The 17,993-nt window shown below is 55.2% G+C and carries 16 protein-coding genes; 4 read left to right on the top strand and 12 right to left on the bottom strand.

The genetic code is table 11. The features are described 5' to 3' along the window. Positions 1-43: 43 nt before the first annotated feature. Positions 44-1,201, top strand: coding sequence for a DDE-type integrase/transposase/recombinase (locus ACOQH0_RS01535; RefSeq protein WP_421511020.1), 1,158 nt, complete (start codon positions 44-46; stop codon positions 1,199-1,201). A gap of 79 nt (positions 1,202-1,280) precedes the next feature. Here ACOQH0_RS01535 and ACOQH0_RS01530 read toward each other — a convergent pair whose 3' ends face one another. From ACOQH0_RS01530 to soxR, 4 genes are all read right to left on the bottom strand, one after another. Continuing rightward, positions 1,281-2,927 carry a Na+/H+ antiporter gene (locus ACOQH0_RS01530; protein ID WP_042719168.1) on the bottom strand — a complete coding sequence of 549 codons (1,647 nt, stop codon included), beginning with the start codon at positions 2,925-2,927 and terminating at the stop codon, positions 1,281-1,283. 152 nt (positions 2,928-3,079) lie between these two features. After that, positions 3,080-4,429 carry a guanine/hypoxanthine transporter GhxP gene (gene ghxP / locus ACOQH0_RS01525; RefSeq protein ID WP_042719170.1) on the bottom strand — a complete coding sequence of 450 codons (1,350 nt, stop codon included), beginning with the start codon at positions 4,427-4,429 and terminating at the stop codon, positions 3,080-3,082. A gap of 298 nt (positions 4,430-4,727) precedes the next feature. Then, positions 4,728-5,399: a glutathione S-transferase family protein gene (locus tag ACOQH0_RS01520; protein WP_421511382.1), complete on the bottom strand. Its 672-nt coding sequence runs from the start codon at positions 5,397-5,399 to the stop codon at positions 4,728-4,730. A 367-nt stretch (positions 5,400-5,766) separates the two neighbouring features. After that, positions 5,767-6,225, bottom strand: a complete 459-nt coding sequence (soxR, locus tag ACOQH0_RS01515; RefSeq protein WP_089598624.1) for a redox-sensitive transcriptional activator SoxR — start codon at positions 6,223-6,225, stop codon at positions 5,767-5,769. A 98-nt stretch (positions 6,226-6,323) separates the two neighbouring features. Here soxR and soxS point away from each other — a divergent pair, with 98 nt between their 5' ends. After that, the gene (soxS, locus tag ACOQH0_RS01510; RefSeq protein WP_013095071.1) at positions 6,324-6,650 is read left to right on the top strand and encodes a superoxide response transcriptional regulator SoxS; all 327 of its coding nucleotides are present in this window, start codon (positions 6,324-6,326) and stop codon (positions 6,648-6,650) included. A 6-nt stretch (positions 6,651-6,656) separates the two neighbouring features. Here soxS and ACOQH0_RS01505 read toward each other — a convergent pair whose 3' ends face one another. Further along, entirely contained in the window at positions 6,657-8,222 is a 1,566-nt protein-coding gene (locus tag ACOQH0_RS01505; RefSeq protein WP_100167220.1) for an EAL domain-containing protein, read from the bottom strand. 649 nt (positions 8,223-8,871) lie between these two features. Here ACOQH0_RS01505 and ACOQH0_RS01500 point away from each other — a divergent pair. Continuing rightward, on the top strand, positions 8,872-9,153 hold the full coding sequence (locus ACOQH0_RS01500; RefSeq protein ID WP_003860282.1) for a YjcB family protein: 282 nt from the start codon (positions 8,872-8,874) through the stop codon (positions 9,151-9,153). Positions 9,154-9,213: 60 nt separating this feature from the next. Here ACOQH0_RS01500 and ACOQH0_RS01495 read toward each other — a convergent pair whose 3' ends face one another. After that, complete coding sequence (locus ACOQH0_RS01495) at positions 9,214-9,849, bottom strand: hypothetical protein (protein WP_421511381.1); 636 nt, start codon at positions 9,847-9,849, stop codon at positions 9,214-9,216. Between the two features lie 117 nt (positions 9,850-9,966). Continuing rightward, positions 9,967-10,497: a single-stranded DNA-binding protein SSB1 gene (gene ssb1 / locus ACOQH0_RS01490; RefSeq protein ID WP_023310055.1), complete on the bottom strand. Its 531-nt coding sequence runs from the start codon at positions 10,495-10,497 to the stop codon at positions 9,967-9,969. Positions 10,498-10,747: 250 nt separating this feature from the next. On the opposite strand from ssb1, the gene uvrA reads away from it, so the two are divergent. Beyond that, positions 10,748-13,570, top strand: a complete 2,823-nt coding sequence (gene uvrA / locus ACOQH0_RS01485; RefSeq protein WP_108418088.1) for an excinuclease ABC subunit UvrA — start codon at positions 10,748-10,750, stop codon at positions 13,568-13,570. A gap of 3 nt (positions 13,571-13,573) precedes the next feature. On the opposite strand, the gene ACOQH0_RS01480 is transcribed toward uvrA, so the two are convergent. From ACOQH0_RS01480 to tyrB, 5 genes are all read right to left on the bottom strand, one after another. Continuing rightward, positions 13,574-13,927: an MmcQ/YjbR family DNA-binding protein gene (locus ACOQH0_RS01480; protein WP_023310053.1), complete on the bottom strand. Its 354-nt coding sequence runs from the start codon at positions 13,925-13,927 to the stop codon at positions 13,574-13,576. Between the two features lie 2 nt (positions 13,928-13,929). Further along, complete coding sequence (locus ACOQH0_RS01475) at positions 13,930-14,346, bottom strand: secondary thiamine-phosphate synthase enzyme YjbQ (RefSeq protein ID WP_172701649.1); 417 nt, start codon at positions 14,344-14,346, stop codon at positions 13,930-13,932. A gap of 113 nt (positions 14,347-14,459) precedes the next feature. Next, on the bottom strand, positions 14,460-15,173 hold the full coding sequence (gene aphA / locus ACOQH0_RS01470; RefSeq protein WP_172701648.1) for an acid phosphatase AphA: 714 nt from the start codon (positions 15,171-15,173) through the stop codon (positions 14,460-14,462). 242 nt (positions 15,174-15,415) lie between these two features. Then, the gene (locus ACOQH0_RS01465; RefSeq protein WP_421510610.1) at positions 15,416-16,558 is read right to left on the bottom strand and encodes an IS481 family transposase; all 1,143 of its coding nucleotides are present in this window, start codon (positions 16,556-16,558) and stop codon (positions 15,416-15,418) included. Positions 16,559-16,773: 215 nt separating this feature from the next. Then, a complete protein-coding gene (tyrB, locus tag ACOQH0_RS01460; protein WP_421511380.1) occupies positions 16,774-17,967 on the bottom strand; it encodes an aromatic amino acid transaminase in 1,194 nt (397 codons plus the stop codon). Positions 17,968-17,993: the final 26 nt, after the last annotated feature.

The raw sequence follows: 17,993 nt of genomic DNA, 5'->3' as shown, positions 1-17,993 counted from the left end.
ACATGGGTAACAGTTATAACTGGCATAGAAGAGGAGACTCGCTATGCCCTGGACTGAGACCCGACCTATGCAACGCCTTGATTTTATCCGTGCCTGCCATGCAGGTACGGACTCCTTCTCCGCGCTTTGCCGTCTTTTTGGCATCAGCCGTAAAACCGGCTATAAATGGCTTCGGCGTTTTGACCCCTCTGACCTGTCATCTCTCTCTGACCGGTCGCGCGCACCACACTCCCACTCCCGGACGGTTCCTGATGATATCGCCGGACAGCTTACGGCCCTGAGGCAAAAACACCCTGACTGGGGCCCCAAAAAACTGCGGATGTGGCTGCTCAATCATCATGTCGATTTTACCGTACCTGCTGCCAGCACTATCGGCGATATCCTCAAGCGTGAAGGCCTGGTTCCGGATAAAAAGCGAAAACGCAGGACCCCGGGCAATCGCCAGCCCCTGACCACCATCAGTGAGAACAATCAGGTCTGGAGTGCTGATTTTAAAGGCAAGTTCAGGCTGCTGAGCCGGGAATACTGTCATCCTTTCACCCTGACCGACAATCACAGCCGGTATCTTCTGAGCTGCCGGGGAACGGACCGGGAGAGTGAGCCCTTCGTCAGACAGTGCCTGACGGATGCGTTCCTGGAATACGGTCTGCCGGAAGTGCTCAGAACCGATAACGGTCAGCCCTTCGCGGGAACAGGGATAGCCGGACTAAGTCGTCTTGCCGTCTGGCTAATCAAACTGGGCATCAGGCCTGAGCGTATCAGGAAGGGGCATCCGGAAGAAAATGGCCGTCATGAGCGAATGCACCGCTCCCTGAAAAGTGCGGTGAAACAGGGCAACACCTTCATGACGATGGAAGAACAACAGCGGTGGTTCAGTGACTACCGGGAAGAATTTAACTACGAAAGGCCGCACGAAGCTCTGGCGGGTGCAACGCCCGGAACGGTATGGCACCCCTCGAACCGACACTGGGATGGCCGTGTTCCTGAATACGCGTATCCGGAAGGCGGTACGGTCTACAGGGTGAAATCGCGGGGGACACTCTATATGGGGAAAAAGGGGACGGTGTTCCTGAGTGAAGCGCTGACTGATGAGTACATCATGCTGGAAGAACAGGATGATGGCCTTGAGGCCATCATCTTTAACGGAATAACGCTTGCGTACTACGACCGAAAAACCGAGAGTGTGCTCCGGATAGACTGAAAAGTGTTACCTATGTTCCCGGTCTGATCTGTCACCTATGTATCCGGTCATACAGCAGCGCCACCGGGCAAAAACAGCGCTACTGATTCTCTATCAACAGCGCTTCCAGCAGGTCCAGATCGTGCAGCAGCTTTTGCAGCGTTTCGTTGCTGATCTGCCGCGTGGCGCGCAGGTGATAAAGCTCGGCACGCTCTGAGCGCAGCGCCGCCAGGCGGAACCGGCGCTCCAGGTTCTCCTCCTGCAGCGAGCTTTCCACGTCGTTACGCCCGTCGGCCCGACGACGCAGGTTACCAATCACGCGGGAACTCACTTCCGTCAGCAGCTGATTATCGATGTTCTCTTCCGCATCCGCGGCCAGGCGTTCTTCCATTTTCTGGATGGCGACAATTGCCACTTCAGCGGTAGCCGCCCGCGCAATACGTTCTTCTTTATGCTGCTGGGTCGAATCACCGACATCAATATGCTGGAGTAAAATCGGCAGCATAATCACGCCGACAAACAGCGAGAACAGAATGACGCCTGCCGCCAGGAATACCAGCTCGTAACGTGCCGGGAAAACATCTCCTGTCGGTAACAGCAGTGGAATAGAGAGCACACCAGCAAGGGTGATCGCCCCGCGCACGCCCGCAAACGAGGCAATCAGCAGCTCACGCGTTGACCATGAACCGAACTCCATCGGCTTTTTGGTCAGGAAGCGCACGCTGAATTTCTTCATCGTCCACAGCCAGCCAAAACGCACCAGCATCAGCGCCATGTAGATCAGCACGATATCGGTGAACAGCAGCCAGGTTTCAACATTCGGATCGGCCTCAGCCGCCACCAGCGAGGTCTCCAGAATGCCGGGCAACTGCAGGCCCAACAGCAGAAATACCATGCCGTTAAACACGAATTCGAGCATCGCCCAGGTACTGTTGGCGCGCAGGCGCATCGCCAGCGGCGCGCGGCGCATCACGCCGGAGCGGGTGATGGTCATCCCTGCCGCCACCGCCGCCAGAATGCCCGACACGCCGATGTGTTCAGCAATCAGGTAGGAAGCAAACGGCAGCAGGAACAGCAGAACGATTTGCGTTGCAGGTTCATCACCGCCCCAGCGGCTGAGGAAGCGCAAGGAGCGACCGTACAGCCAGCTCACCACGAAGCCAGCCAGAATGCCGCCAATCGCTACCTTAAAGAACTCCAGGGTCGCACCGCCAACGGTAAAGACCATGGTGCCCATGGCTACCGCCACGGCAAACTTCAGAGCCACCAGGCCGGAGGCGTCGTTCATCAACGCCTCGCCCTGCAAAATGCCCATGATTTTCTTCGGAATACGGCCTTCGCCCACAATGCCGGAAAGCGCCACAGCATCGGTTGGCGACAGCACGGCGGCCAGCGCAAAGGCAGGGATTAACGGAATGCCCGGCACCATCCAGTAGATCAGGAAACCAATCCCGACCACGGTAACGACCACCAGCGCCAGCGCCAGACCGAAGATCTCTCGCCCGTGTTCGAGGAATTCGCGCGTGGGGGTTTTCCAGCCATCGGCAAACAGCAGCGGCGGAATAAACAGCACGAGGAACAGTTCCGGATCGAACTCAACGTGCAGGCCAAACGTCGGCCACGCCAGCAGCGCACCGATGGCAATTTGCATTAATGGCAGGGGAATTTGAAAGGGTAGTACGCGTGTAACCACCCCGGATAGCGAGACCACAAGGGTCATGATGAGTATTGTGAAGAAGATTTCCATGCGTTCCCTGTTTGCTGTGTTGCTTATAAGCCAAACCTAAGGCGTCGTGCCTTTTATTCTATCTTCTCCAGAGTAACGCAAAAGGCAACGGGATGAGTCCTGAAAATAAAAACGGGCGGCCTGAGCCACCCGTTTTCGCATCAATGGATAACTTAGATTGCCCAGCCGCCCGCGTAGAACGCCACCAGTGCGATAGCGATAACGACGGTGCCGATGTTCAGCTTGCGCCATTCACCCGAGACCAGACGACCAATCACCAGCGAAGCGAAACCGATCATAATGCCGGTCACGATGTTGCAGGTCAGCACGATAAAGACTGCGGTGATCAGGCCGGACATCGCGTCCACGAAGTCCGCAAAATCGATTTTCGCCACGTTGCTCAGCATCAGCAGGCCGACGTACATCAGCGCAGGTGCGGTCGCATAAGCCGGGACCAGATAAGAGAGCGGAGAGAGGAACAGGATCAGCAGGAACAGCACGCCGACGGTGATTGCCGTCAGACCGGTTTTACCGCCTGCTGCCGTACCCGCTGCGGACTCGATGTACACCGCCGCAGGCGCCGCGCCCACCAGACCAGAGAAAACGCTGCTCAGGGAGTCGGTCGTCAGCGCTTTGCCACCGTCGATAATCTGACCGTCTTTATCCAGCAGGTTTGCCTGACCGGCCACCGCGCGGATGGTACCGGTCGCGTCAAACACGGCTGTCATCACCAGCGCCAGCACGCTTGGCAGGATCACCGGGTTCAGCGCGCCGACAATATCCAGGCTGCCAATCAGGGAGTTGCCTTTGTCATCGCTCAGGGACGGCATGGCGAAGATACCGGAGAAGTGCACGGTCGGGTCGAAGATCAGGCCAACAATAGAAACGCCGATAATGGTCAGCAGAATGCCGCCCGGCACTTTCAGTTTTTCCAGACCGATAATCACCGCCAGACCAATCAGGGACATGATCACCGGGAAGCTGGCGAAGTGACCCAGCGCCACCGGCAGGCCGTCCAGCGGGTTCTTGATCACCAGGCCCACGCCGTTCGCGGCGATCAGCAGCAGGAACAGGCCGATACCGATACCCGTACCGTGCGCCACGCCTTGCGGCAGGTTGCGCAAAATCCAGCTACGGATGCCGGTTGCGGAAATCACAGTAAACAGCACGCCCATCAGGAAAACGGCACCGAGCGCAACGGGCACGCTGATGTGCTGACCCAGCACCAGGCTGAACGCGGTAAACGCGGTCAGAGAGATGGCACAGCCGATTGCCAGCGGCAGGTTCGCCCACAGGCCCATCACGATAGAGCCAACACCGGCCACGAGACAGGTGGCAACAAAGACAGCCGCAGGCGGGAAGCCCGCTTTGCCCAACATGCCCGGTACAACGATGACGGAGTACACCATCGCCAGAAACGTCGTCAGACCCGCTACGACTTCCTGGCGCACTGTGCTGCCGCGAGCAGAAATTTTAAAGATGGCGTCAAGCGAACCGCCGGTACGCGCAGATGGCGTAGACATAGAAAACATCCCCTGAGAGTTTTTATAGAACGTCCATAAGCGTGGTGGAGACGCCACTGCCAGCTATAACGTCAAATCCATATCTTGCGTTTGCGACAAAAGGGGCGTCACAAAAAAAGCAAACGTTTAGCTCCGCGCTTACGAAACGGGTGGTCAAATTAAGGCAAACGATTATCTAGCCTAATCCCCGCCCTTTTCAACTGAACTTTCTCGTTTTTCGCTAAAATTCCCTTATGACGATGAAGAAATAAACAGACGATGCGCAAACGTTATCGTCTATGCGCAATTTAGTTACATTTCACCCTTCGCCAGGGATAGTGAGCGGCCCGCCCTGTTCCAGTGTTTTTTGCCAGCCGGAGCGATTTTCGACCTTTTTCTTCCAGGCATGGGTATGTGGGAGGTTGTCGACGCCGCCGCGCGCCAGCAGGGCAAAGATCGGGAAACTCATTTGAATATCGGCCATGCTGAGCGTGTCACCGGCAAACCAACTGTTCTCTGAAAGGTGCGATTCGATATAACGCGCATGGGTTTCCAGCTGGCGGTTGAGGTAAGCTTTTTGTACTCCCTGCCCCAGCGCTTTCCCCAGCGTGCGCATCCCAAACGGCACGGGGGGTTTGCCCAGGCTGTTAAAAACCAGCTTCATTAACAGCAATGGCATAAGCGAACCTTCTGCGTAGTGCAGCCAGAAACGATATTGCACCTTGTGGGCAGGATCCCGCGGTTTAAGGTGCGATTCTGCGTCGTAGGTTTCCTGGAGATACTCCAGAATGGCACCGGACTCGGCAAGGATCAGCCCGTTGTCTTCAATGACCGGTGATTTGCCCAGCGGATGCACTTTTTTGAGAGACTCAGGCGCCAGCATAGTTTTTTCACGCTGGTAATGAACGATCTCATAAGGCAGGGCAAGTTCTTCCAGCGCCCAGATCACGCGGTGCGAGCGTGACTGGTTAAGGTGATGTACCGTGAGCATGATTGTCTCCTGTAATTCATACTTTCTAACTATAGAAAATCGAACAACATCGCGAAAAAATTTTGGCTAAAAAGAAACCCTCCACGCTGGCGAAAATCGGGGTCTTGCATAGAATTAAAGTGTCAGCACAAACCGGAACCTCCCCAACTTGCTCGACATGAGGGGTGCTGATGTCGGGGGAAACCCTCCCGTGAACCAGCGGGATAGAGAGAAAGACAAAGACCGGGAAAAACTAAAGCGCCCTTTGTGGCGCTTTAGTTCTTTATTATGCTTTTTGCCGGGTGACGCTCCGCTTACCCGGCCTACGTTATAGGTTTTGTAGGTCGGGTAAGGCGCAGCCGCCACCCGGCAAACCGGCCGCACATACTCAATCCTCCTCCAGCAACCGCGCGCCCGTTCCCTGCTCGCCCAGCCTGTCGCCGGGGTTACGCAACGGGCAGTCGCTGCGAGATAAACACCCACAGCCAATACAGCCATCCAGTTCGTCACGCAGCACGACCAGTGTGTGAATGCGTCGGTCCAGCTCTTCACGCCACTGGGACGACAGCTCTTTCCACTCTTTCGGGCTAAGCGTGTGTCCTTCCGGCAGCACGCCGAACGCATCGCCGATGGTGGCCAGGGGGATTCCGATTCGTTGCGCAATTTTGATAATCGCCACGTAGCGGAGCACGTCGCGGGTGTAACGCCGCTGGTTTCCGGCATTACGGATACTCTTAATTAACCCTTTGCTTTCATAGAAGTGGAGCGCCGACACCGCAACGCCGCTGCGCTTTGCCACTTCACCGGGGGTTAAGAGCGCTTTAATTCGCGGCAATCTCTTTTCCATAAAACCTCTTTACCTCAAGTTAACTTGAGGAATTATACTCCCCCGCAGAGAAAACGACGAATCCACCAGGATAGATGTATCTACAGAGGGGCAACCTTATGTCGCATCAGCAAATTATTCAGACGCTTATTGAATGGATTGATGAACATATCGACCAACCGTTGAACATTGATGTGGTCGCTAAAAAATCGGGCTATTCGAAATGGTATTTACAGAGGATGTTCCGCACCGTCATGCATCAGACGCTGGGTGAGTACATTCGCCAGCGCAGACTGCTGCTGGCAGCGCAGGCGCTACGTTCGACGCAGCGGCCTATTTTTGATATCGCGATGGATCTGGGTTATGTCTCGCAACAAACCTTTTCCCGCGTGTTTCGCCGTGAATTTGACCGCACCCCGAGCGATTACCGCCACCAGTTGAATTAATGTGTATCAGTGCAAGGGTTGCTGCTGCCAGGCCATAAATTCCTGGGGCGGCATCGCTTTCGCGAAGTGCCATCCCTGACAATACTGCACGCCACGCTTCAACAGCCAGCTGACCTGCTCTGCCGTTTCCACACCTTCCGCAATCGTTTTAAGACGCAAACTTTGCGCCATCTCGATGATGTGCTCGGCAATCAGGTGGCTGGTGCTGTTGGTGGTTAAGGTATCGATAAAGGATTTATCGATTTTCAGGATATCGACGTTCAGCGAATAAAGGTTATGCAGGTTGGAGTAACCGGTCCCGAAATCATCGATGGCCACTTCATAGCCCGCCTGACGGAAAGCCTGAATAACGGGTGTGGTTTTAGGAACATCGATAAACCCGCGTTCCGTCACTTCAATCTTTATCTGCTGCGCGCGCACGGCATAGTGTCTGGCCTTGTCTGAGATCATCGCGATCAGGCGCGAAGAGTGGAAATCAGTCGCCGACAGGTTAATGGAAATATAGAGATCGGGATGCGTCGCCAGGAAATGCCCCAGATCGCTGAACACCTCTTCGACGACGTAATCCGTAATACGTTCGCTCATGCCCTCTTTTTCCGCCAGCGGGATAAACTCCACCGGACTCATCACCTGTCCGTTAAAGCCAGGCCAGCGCAGTAACGCTTCTGCCCCCACGCACCGATTATTTTTAATATCAATAATTGGCTGATAATGGACGCAAAGCTGGCGCTTATTCAGCGCACGGTGCAGCAAACGGCCTGGGGAGTTGAGTTCACGGTGGGTGCGTGACCACACCAGCAGAATAATAATGCTGCAGATCATCCCCAGCGGCAGCGTCAGTGTGGCCTGATGATAAAGCGTTTCATAAAAGCGCGTATTCGATGTGGAAACGATGGCCGCGATAGGACGTTTATCGGATTTAACGATGGTATAAAAACGGTCATCTTTTTGAAATGTCGATTCCTTATCCCGGATTAGCGCATTCAATAATGTAATATTGGCCTGCTGGCTGACGGAAAAGAATGCATTAGTTACCGTGTCGTATACCCCCCACGACAGAGAATGATCGGCTGACATCACTTCACTGTATGAAAGCGGATTGACCACCACAACATAATTTCCGCGCTGCATATATGTCATTTTATAGCCAGTGAAAAATGGCGTATCGCGATAATAATAGATGGCAATGTCGGGTTTACGTTTGTAATTGGCGACAGAAATCAGATAGGGCTGGTCGGGGGTAAAAACCGTTGAACAAAGAAAACGTTGGCCTTGTGCATAAATTAAATCGGCGACGAAAAGACGGCCACGAACCACATTCAACATATATTGCCGGTGCTCAGGTGTACACAGTTTACCCTGATATTGTTCAGCGCCATCGCGTGCTAAATCAACCTGTTGAATGACAAGTTCTGTTTTGTCTAACGCAAGTCCAGCAAATGTGCGTAGTTGGGCGCTTGTTTCCGACACGGCTCTGAGCTGGGCAAACCATAGCGCAAGCATCACCGGTAGCATAACTACCATGATGATCCCTACCACCCTGAGCATCTTGCGCCGCGCGCTACGATTCATTTCCCGCCCTATATCCCTGCATGTTGTACGCCTGTAGTAATGAAGGCCGGATGCTTTGATAAACAGATGATTACGTTGCATGAATCATGCGAAGTTAGCAACCGACTTTTAGTATTAAAAATCTTAAAATTGCTTATGACGATAATATTTTCCCGTAAGCTAAACTGAAAGTATTCGTTCCGTTTCAATTAAGGAAAATAATTATCCAGTACAGGCGGGTGGTTTTAGATAGCACAACAGCGGATCGTTGATTAAACCAAAATTCTGGCCGCATGAAAAAAGAACAAGATGAAGATGAAATTTCGTGATAATTGTTCCCCTCTGCTTTGTCGTTTGATTTATTAATAATCAAACGCAACCAGCATATTTTTATGAAGGGCGTAAAAATAACGCTTCACTTCGCCAGTAAAAAGGGCTGACCAGACATGTCTCTTGCGCGAGCCACACTCTCGCCGCACTTGCCCAGGCAGGCGTTGCGTTGAGGCGTCAGCCTCGCTGACAGAGATATATTCTCCATGGTGATAAATCGCCCATTTTTCCACGCCGTGAGACTGGCGAATAAAACAGCAAATGTGATATAGTTCACACATCTTGTGTAACGAGAAACATTGTTTCATTTCAGTTCGTCTGTTTTGTTGAGGATGGGTTTATGGCGACCATTACCACCAGCATGGTTCTCCTTCGCTGGCCATTGTTAAGTGCAGTTTTGATGTTTTTAGCCAGCACGCTGAACATTCAGTTTCGTAAATCTGACTACGCTGGCCTTGCGGTGATCAGCACCCTGCTGGGGCTGGGCGCAGCCTGCTGGTTTGCAACGGGCCTGCTTGGCATTACCCTGGTGGATATCGCTGCCGTTTGGGAAAATATAAAAGTGGTGATGGTGGAAGCCATGAGCCACACGCCGCCAGACTGGCCGATGGTGATTACCTGATGGTCGTTTTACAACCATGTTTTAAAGCCTCTTTTAAGAGGCTTTTTATTTTTCAGGGCATCAGTCCACCGCAGGCAGCGGGAATTTACTGATTATCGCAAGGCGGTTCTGGTGGTGCTCTTCATCACCCCATAGCCAGTCAACCTGGTTGCCAATATCGCTGTCCTTCTTAATCGACCTCATTTCACAGGTGATCATGTCGTAGGCATATAAATGATGGCCGCTGGCGATAGCGTCGTACAGTCGAGATTGCCAGAAGCTCATACCGTCACGCGTTTGATGACGGTCAGTGATAATGACGTTGTATTTTTCCAGTAAATATTGGGAAAACACTTTTCCAGGCAGGTCGCGCAACACGCCACGATGCGACGGTTTAGGCGATCGCCATATCAGGATTTGCGTCACCGGCATGTAATTTAAGAACGCATCTTTCTGATAAATCACGCGATTGTAGTAAACAATCTCGCTGGTGATTTCATTAACTAAGGCCAGTTCAAAATGCTTGTTAGGAATACCCGCAATACGATTTTCAGCCCTGACAAAATGATAGCCTGGAGGAAATGGGCCAAAGCTCAGCTCATCATCGACGGATGCACGAAGGGAAATTTCATTCAGCAACGTCGTATTATGGTTGTCCACTGTCAGCATTGAGAATGTTTTCTGGACGTCAGCAGGATCAAAGAGTTGTTGTGGCATAGCACCTCGCGGACGATATTATTCAGACAACATTTACCGTTATGAATGTAGTTATCAACCACCGGGTAATACAAGAAGCCCTGCGACAGCAGGGCTTTTCATCATCGCTGAAGAAAATCAGAACGGAATGTCGTCGTCGAAATCCATTGGCGGTTCGTTAGACGGGGCCGGAGCAGACTGCTGCTGCGGACGAGACTGCGCGCCGCCGCTGAACTGGTTGCCGCCCTGCGGCTGCTGAGGCTGACCCCAACCGCCCTGCTGCTGGCTCTGTCCGCCACCTGCCGGTGCGCCACCGCCCTGACGGCCACCCAGCATCTGCATGGTACCACCCACGTTCACCACGACTTCCGTGGTGTACTTCTCAGCGCCGGACTGATCGGTCCATTTGCGGGTACGCAGCTGGCCTTCGATATAGACCTGAGAACCTTTACGCAGATACTCACCGGCCACTTCGGCCAGTTTGCCAAACAGCACAACGCGGTGCCATTCGGTCTGCTCTTTCATCTCACCGGTCGCTTTATCACGCCAGGATTCGGAAGTAGCCAGCGTAATGTTGGCAACTGCGCCACCACTCGGCATGTAGCGTACTTCCGGGTCCTGGCCCAGATTACCGACGAGAATCACCTTGTTTACGCCTCTGCTGGCCATGTTCGTGTCTCCTGAATACGTTTCTTAATAGTGTAAACGCGCGAGTGTACCATTTCCATGCTGCACTTTGATAGTTGCGTAGCACGTTCCAGAGTTCTCTCGCAACTCGACATTGTTACACAGCCATTCAGAAAATGCATTCCAATACTGTATATTCAAACAGGTTAAATTGTGTCATAATTAGCCGTTTCTGACAGCCGTTTGTCCTTCAAACAAATCAGGCAATCCGTGTTCCAACCGGGAAAGGTGAATGGATAAGATCGAAGTTCGGGGCGCCCGCACCCACAATCTCAAGAATATCAACCTCATAATCCCTCGCGACAAACTCATCGTCGTGACCGGGCTTTCGGGGTCTGGCAAATCCTCACTGGCTTTCGACACTTTGTATGCCGAAGGACAGCGTCGTTACGTTGAATCACTCTCCGCGTACGCGCGTCAATTCCTGTCGCTGATGGAAAAACCGGATGTCGACCATATTGAAGGGTTGTCCCCTGCTATCTCTATTGAGCAGAAGTCCACCTCGCATAACCCGCGTTCAACGGTCGGTACCATTACCGAAATTCACGACTACCTGCGTCTGCTGTATGCCCGCGTAGGCGAGCCGCGCTGCCCGGACCACGACGTCCCGCTGGCGGCCCAGACCGTGAGCCAGATGGTGGATAACGTGCTGTCGCAGCCGGAAGGCAAACGCCTGATGCTGCTGGCACCGATCATTAAAGAGCGTAAGGGCGAGCACACCAAAACGCTGGAAAACCTGGCAAGCCAGGGCTATATCCGCGCCCGTATCGACGGCGAAGTGTGTGACCTGTCCGATCCGCCAAAGCTGGAGCTGCAGAAGAAGCACACCATCGAAGTAGTCATTGATCGCTTTAAGGTGCGTGACGATCTCGCCACGCGTCTCGCGGAGTCCTTTGAAACGGCGCTGGAACTCTCTGGCGGCACGGCCGTGGTCTCCGACATGGACGACCCGAAAGCGGAAGAGCTGCTCTTCTCCGCCAACTTTGCCTGCCCGATTTGCGGCTACAGCATGCGCGAGCTGGAACCGCGTCTGTTCTCCTTCAACAACCCGGCCGGTGCCTGCCCGACGTGTGACGGTCTGGGCGTTCAACAATATTTCGACCCGGACCGCGTGATCCAGAACCCGGAGCTGTCGCTGGCGGGCGGTGCCATTCGCGGCTGGGACAAGCGTAACTTCTACTATTTCCAGATGCTGAAATCGCTGGCAGAGCACTACAAGTTCGACGTTGAAGCGCCGTGGGCGAGCCTGAGCCCGAACGTGCACAAAGTGATCCTGTTCGGTTCCGGTAAAGAGAACATCGAGTTCAAGTACATGAACGATCGCGGCGATACCTCCGTGCGTCGCCACCCGTTCGAAGGGGTGCTGCACAATATGGAGCGCCGTTACAAAGAGACCGAATCCAGCGCGGTACGTGAAGAGCTGGCGAAGTTCATCAGCAACCGCTCCTGCGCCACCTGTGAGGGCACGCGTCTGCGTCGCGAAGCACGCCACGTGTTTGTTGAAAACACGGCGCTGCCAACCATCTCAGACATGAGCATCGGCCACGCGATGGACTTCTTCAACAACCTGAAGCTCTCCGGCCAGCGTGCGAAAATTGCCGAAAAAGTGCTGAAAGAGATTGGCGATCGCCTGAAGTTCCTCGTGAACGTCGGCCTGAACTACCTGACGCTTTCCCGCTCGGCAGAAACGCTCTCCGGCGGTGAAGCCCAGCGTATCCGCCTGGCGAGCCAGATTGGCGCCGGTCTGGTTGGCGTGATGTACGTGCTGGATGAGCCGTCCATCGGCCTGCACCAGCGCGACAACGAGCGTCTGCTCGGCACGCTGGTTCACCTGCGCAACCTCGGCAACACGGTCATCGTGGTCGAGCACGACGAAGATGCGATCCGCGCGGCTGATCACGTCATAGACATCGGTCCAGGCGCTGGCGTGCACGGCGGCCAGGTCGTTGCTGAAGGGACGCTGAAAGACATTATGGCGGTGCCCGAGTCGCTGACTGGCCAGTTCATGAGCGGCAAGCGCAAAATTGAAGTGCCGAAACAGCGCGTAGCGGCAGATCCGGAAAAAGTGCTGAAGCTGACCGGCGCACGCGGTAACAACCTGAAAGACGTCACCCTGACGCTGCCGGTTGGCCTGTTTACCTGTATCACCGGCGTGTCCGGTTCCGGTAAATCGACGCTGATCAACGATACGCTGTTCCCGATTGCGCAGACGGCGCTGAACGGCGCGACGCTGGCCGAGCCTGCGCCGTACCGCGACATTCAGGGGCTGGAGCATTTCGATAAGGTTATCGACATCGACCAGAGCCCGATTGGCCGTACCCCGCGCTCTAACCCGGCGACCTATACCGGCGTCTTCACGCCCGTACGTGAACTCTTCGCCGGCGTACCGGAATCACGTTCGCGCGGGTATACGCCAGGACGTTTCAGCTTTAACGTGCGCGGCGGCCGCTGTGAAGCGTGCCAGGGCGATGGCGTGATCAAGGTTGAGATGCACTTCCTGCCGGATATTTACGTGCCGTGCGACCAGTGCAAAGGCAAGCGCTATAACCGCGAAACGCTGGAGATTAAGTACAAAGGCAAGACCATTCACGAAGTGCTGGACATGACCATCGAAGAGGCGCGCGAGTTCTTTGACGCCGTCCCTGCGCTGGCGCGTAAGCTGCAAACGCTGATGGACGTGGGCCTGACCTACATTCGTCTGGGACAGTCCGCCACCACGCTGTCCGGCGGTGAAGCGCAGCGCGTGAAGCTGGCGCGTGAGCTGTCAAAACGCGGCACCGGTCAGACGCTGTACATTCTTGATGAGCCGACGACCGGTCTGCACTTTGCCGACATTCAGCAATTGCTTGAGGTGCTGCATCAGTTGCGCGATCAGGGCAACACCATCGTGGTCATCGAACACAACCTGGACGTGATTAAAACCGCGGACTGGATTGTCGATCTCGGCCCGGAAGGCGGCAGCGGCGGCGGTGAAATCCTCGTCTCCGGTACGCCAGAGACCGTTGCAGAGTGCGAAGCCTCGCACACTGCACGCTTCCTCAAACCGTTGCTGTAATTATCACACGGAGAGCTGCTGTCGGGTCGTTTCCGGCAGCAGCTCAACCGCCTGCTGATAGGACGCGTCCACCAGGTAGTAAATTTGCGACCCGGGAATGGAACCGTCGAGATACACAGTGCTCCAGTGCGCTTTATTCAGATGCTTGCTTGGTCTGACATCATCGTGCTGCTGACGCAATAAATCGGCCAGCTCCGGGCTGGTCTTCAGTGACGCCGCCGGACGGCCTTCCACCTCTTTCACCATCGCAAACAGCACATCCCCCACCTTAATCTGCGTGGCTTTCCAGTCGCTGTGGACGCTTTGCTCCGCGCCCGGCTTGCTCATGCAGTACTGAAGTATCTCCGAAATTGTCATCTTTATTCCCCTTGTAGCGTGGCGATAATTTTACGCGAACCACCGTGAATGCGATGCTCTCCCAGCCAGATCCCCTGCCACGTTCCCAATACCAGCCGTCCATTGTGAACCGGCAGCATCAACGATACGCCCAGCAAAGAAGATTTAATATGCGAAGGCATGTCGTCAGCCCCCTCATAGTCATGCTCATAAGGCGCGTTGTCCGGGACGCTCTTCAGAAAATGGTGCTCCATGTCGGACCGGACGGTGGGATCGCAATTTTCATTAAGCGTGAGAGAGGCGGACGTGTGCTGAAGCAGCAGATGCAGCAAACCCGTTCTGACGCGCGACAGGTCGCGGAGTTGCCCGATGACTTCATCCGTCACCAGGTGAAATCCGCGTGATTTAGCGCTTAAGGTCAGGGTCTGTTGGTACCACATATGCTGCTCCGTGATGAAAGATGAATCTTTCTAAGTGTGCAGCAAGAAGACGAAAGGTAAAACCCGAAGCAGCGAGATTTGATTAAAAAAGAGTCAAACTCGCTGCCGTGTACTTAATACTCCGAGTTGACGATCACCTCTTCGCCAAATTTCCCGGCCATTGGCAGCGGTCGATAGGTCGAGTTAGAGGCGCGTAATACCCTGATCCCTCTGGCTCCTGCGTCGTGAGCGGCGGTGATGTCGTTATCTGAATCGCCGTAGAACACTTTGATATTTTTCTGTTCCAGCCACTGGGTTTTGGTGTTTTGCCCTTCTTTATCACCCGCAAAAATGACCGGGTTCATGCTGGCAGCCGGGATCAGGAAATCATCCTGCAGCGTCTTTGAAACGGTTTCCGTTTTGGTCTGGCTCCGTCCGGTGACAAAGTAAATGCTGTCGCCGCGCTTAACATGCATGGCGATCAGCGCGCGTGCCACCTCTTTCGGGATGCTGAATTCGTCCCAGCCGTTGTTCATTTTTTCCCAGAACTCCGGGTTCTTCAGATACGCTTCGCTGTCTGGCGACCAGGTTTTTTTGCCTCGCCAGAAGCCCGGACTCGAGAAGAGGACGGTATCGTCAATGTCGAAGCCAACGGCCATCGGCGGACGGCCTACCAGACTGTTTTCGATTTGTGCCACAGAGACCCAGTGAATGGGTGCCTGCTCGGCAAGAATGGCGGCGGTAGTACCGGTGTAAAGTGGCGTCGGTGCTGAAGCACGCGCGACGACGGCGCTATTAAGCGAGAACAATAAGCAGGCGGCGCTGAGCGCCAGTGTGATCTTGCGCATATTTTCCCCTGAATATTCAGTTTGTTATCGTTTTAATTTGAGCGGATGGTCAAAAAACTATCCGACCATAACCCCAGCGGGAGGTGAAGGGAAGGAGTTTTTGCTTATGGAGCTGAATAAAAAGAAGACGATCACAGAGCGTGACATAGACCTGAGCAGCCTGATGCCCTCACCCCAACCCTCTCCCACTGTACGGTCCGGGGACATGGTAGACAGGTGTTCGGGGACATGGTGAACACTTTTTAACATCCTTTACCCATGGTGATCGACTTTTTCTTCAGGTCGATCACCCCCACTTTCGTGCTGTACCACCACACCTCGTAGCTGCCGTCTTCCTGCGTCTCCTTCAGCCCGACCCGTTCTCCCCTGAACGCCTTGCCTGCGCTCAGACTTACCCCTTTCACGCTCAGCTTTCCGCTGATATCCACTTTCCTGACCATCACGCCCTCGTCGTATTCCGGGGGCGTGGTGTTGCCGCTGTATTGTCGTGCAGACGGCTTATACCGCGAGCCCGGTACCGCCATATCCAGCGCCTCATGCGGGCGTTCAAGGTTGTACACCGTCCGCCAGTGGTCGAAGGCGCGCTGCAGTTCACCCTCGCTCGCGAACCACTTGCCCTGCAGCACTTCCGCCTTCAGGCTGCGGTGAAAACGCTCCAGCTTGCCCTGCGTCTGCGGATGATAAGGCCGGGAATGCCCCACCCGGATACCGTGGCGCATCAGCCACAGCTCCAGCGCCGTCCAGGTGCCGGTGGTGTCTCCCCACGGTGAGCCGTTGTCCATCGTCATCCGGTCCGGCAGGCCGTAACGTTCAAACACGCTGACCAGTTGCTGCTGCACGGTCTCGCGCCGTTCATCGGTACAGTGCGCCAGGCACAGGGAAAAACGGGAATGGTCGTCCAGGAGGGTGAGCGGATGGCAGCGGCCACCGCCAAAGGGAAAGTGGCCCTTAAAGTCCATCTGCCAGAGGCGGTTCGGCGCGTCGTGTTCGAAGCGTCCCGTGGCGGGAATGCCCGGTGAAGTGCCCGGCAGCAGGCCGTGACGGGCCATCAGGTTATGGACGGTGCTGAAGGCGGGCATGGTGTGCCCCTGGTCTTCGAGCCAGCGCTTTATCTTGCGTGCGCCCCAGCGTTGATGGCGGTCATGGGCCATACGCAGCAGGGCAGTGATGTCGTCAGATGAGCGGTTCGGGGAATGGTGCGGTATGCGCGGGCGGTCCTGAAGGCCGGCGGCCCCTTCCTCCGCCCAGCGGCGAAGCCACTTGTAGCCGGTGGCCGGTGAAATGCCGAAGCGACGGCAGAGGGAACGGATGTTCGCCCCGTCCTGCGAGGCGAACAAAACAAACTCGGTACGTAATGACATGGTATCTCTCGCATCCCAGGGCATAAGCGACTCCATAAACGGGTTCTTATGCCTTAGTTGTAAGTGTCTACCATGTCCCCGAACAAGTGTTCACTATGTCCCCGGACCGTACACCCACAGAGAGAGGGAGAACACCCAGCCCGTAGGCCCGGTAAGCAAAGCGCCACCGGGCAAGAGTCCTGAGCGACCTGATGCCCTCACCCCGGCCCTCTCCCACGGGAGAGGGAGTAAGTGAGTACTTACATCACAGCGGCAAACGCCTGCGCTACGCGCTGGACGTTGCTGGCATTCAGACCCGCCACACACATACGACCGCTGGCGATCAGGTAGACGCCGAACTCTTCGCGCAGGCGATCGACCTGCGCCGCGCTCAGTCCGGTGTAGCTGAACATTCCGCGCTGCTTGAGCAGGTAGTCGAAGTTATGCCCCGGCACGGCCTCTTTCAGGACGTTAACCAGCTCCTGACGCATCGACAGAATGCGCTTACGCATTGCTTCCACTTCAGCAAGCCAGGACGCTTTCAGCTTTTCGTCACCGAGAACCGTCGCCACCACCTGCGCACCAAAGTTTGGCGGGCTGGAGTAGATGCGGCGCACCGTTGCTTTGAGCTGACCCAGCACGCGACCCGCCGCTTCGGCGTCTTCACACACCACGGACAGACCGCCCACGCGCTCGCCGTAAAGCGAGAAGATTTTGGAGAAGGAGTTGCTGACCAGCGCTGGCAGCCCGGCGCTGGCCACGGCGCGGATGGCGTAAGCATCGTCTCCCATGCCCGCACCAAAGCCCTGATAGGCAATGTCGAGGAACGGGATCAGGTTGCGGGCTTTCAGTACCTCAATCACCGCATCCCACTGGGCATGGGTGAGATCCGCCCCGGTCGGGTTATGGCAGCACGGGTGCAGCAGAACAATACTGCGCTCAGGCAGCGTGTTCAGTTTTTCCAGCAGCGCTTCAACGCGCACGCCGTTGGTTTCGCTGTCGAACCATGGATAGGTCGCCACTTTGAAGCCTGCGCCCTCGAAGATCGCGACGTGGTTTTCCCACGTCGGGTCACTGACCCATACGCCTGAATCCGGGAAATATTTTTTCAGGAAGTCGGCCCCCACTTTCAGCGCACCCGAGCCGCCCAGCGTCTGGATGGTCGCCACGCGTTTTTGCGCGAGCACCGCATGATCGGCACCAAACAGCAGCGGTGCGATGGTATTGCGGTAGGCATTTAGCCCTTCCATCGGCAGATAAAGAGAGGCGCCGTGCGGAACAGCATTCAGACGCGCTTCCGCTTCAGCAACGGCCTTCAACTGAGGGATAATGCCATCCTCGTTGTAATACAGGCCAATACTGAGGTTCACTTTGTCGCTGCGAGGATCTTCTTTGAAACGCTCCATTAAGGAGAGAATAGGGTCGCCGGCATAGGCGTCAACTTTCTGAAACACGCGATGGTTCTCCGGAATTCGATGAG

Origin of the sequence: Enterobacter sp. JS8-1 (assembly GCF_049187015.1) — a bacterium.
Taxonomy (GTDB): Bacteria; Pseudomonadota; Gammaproteobacteria; order Enterobacterales; family Enterobacteriaceae; genus Enterobacter; species Enterobacter mori.
The sequence above is the reverse complement of the archived record's forward strand: the minus strand, read 5'-3'. Positions and strand labels throughout refer to the sequence as shown.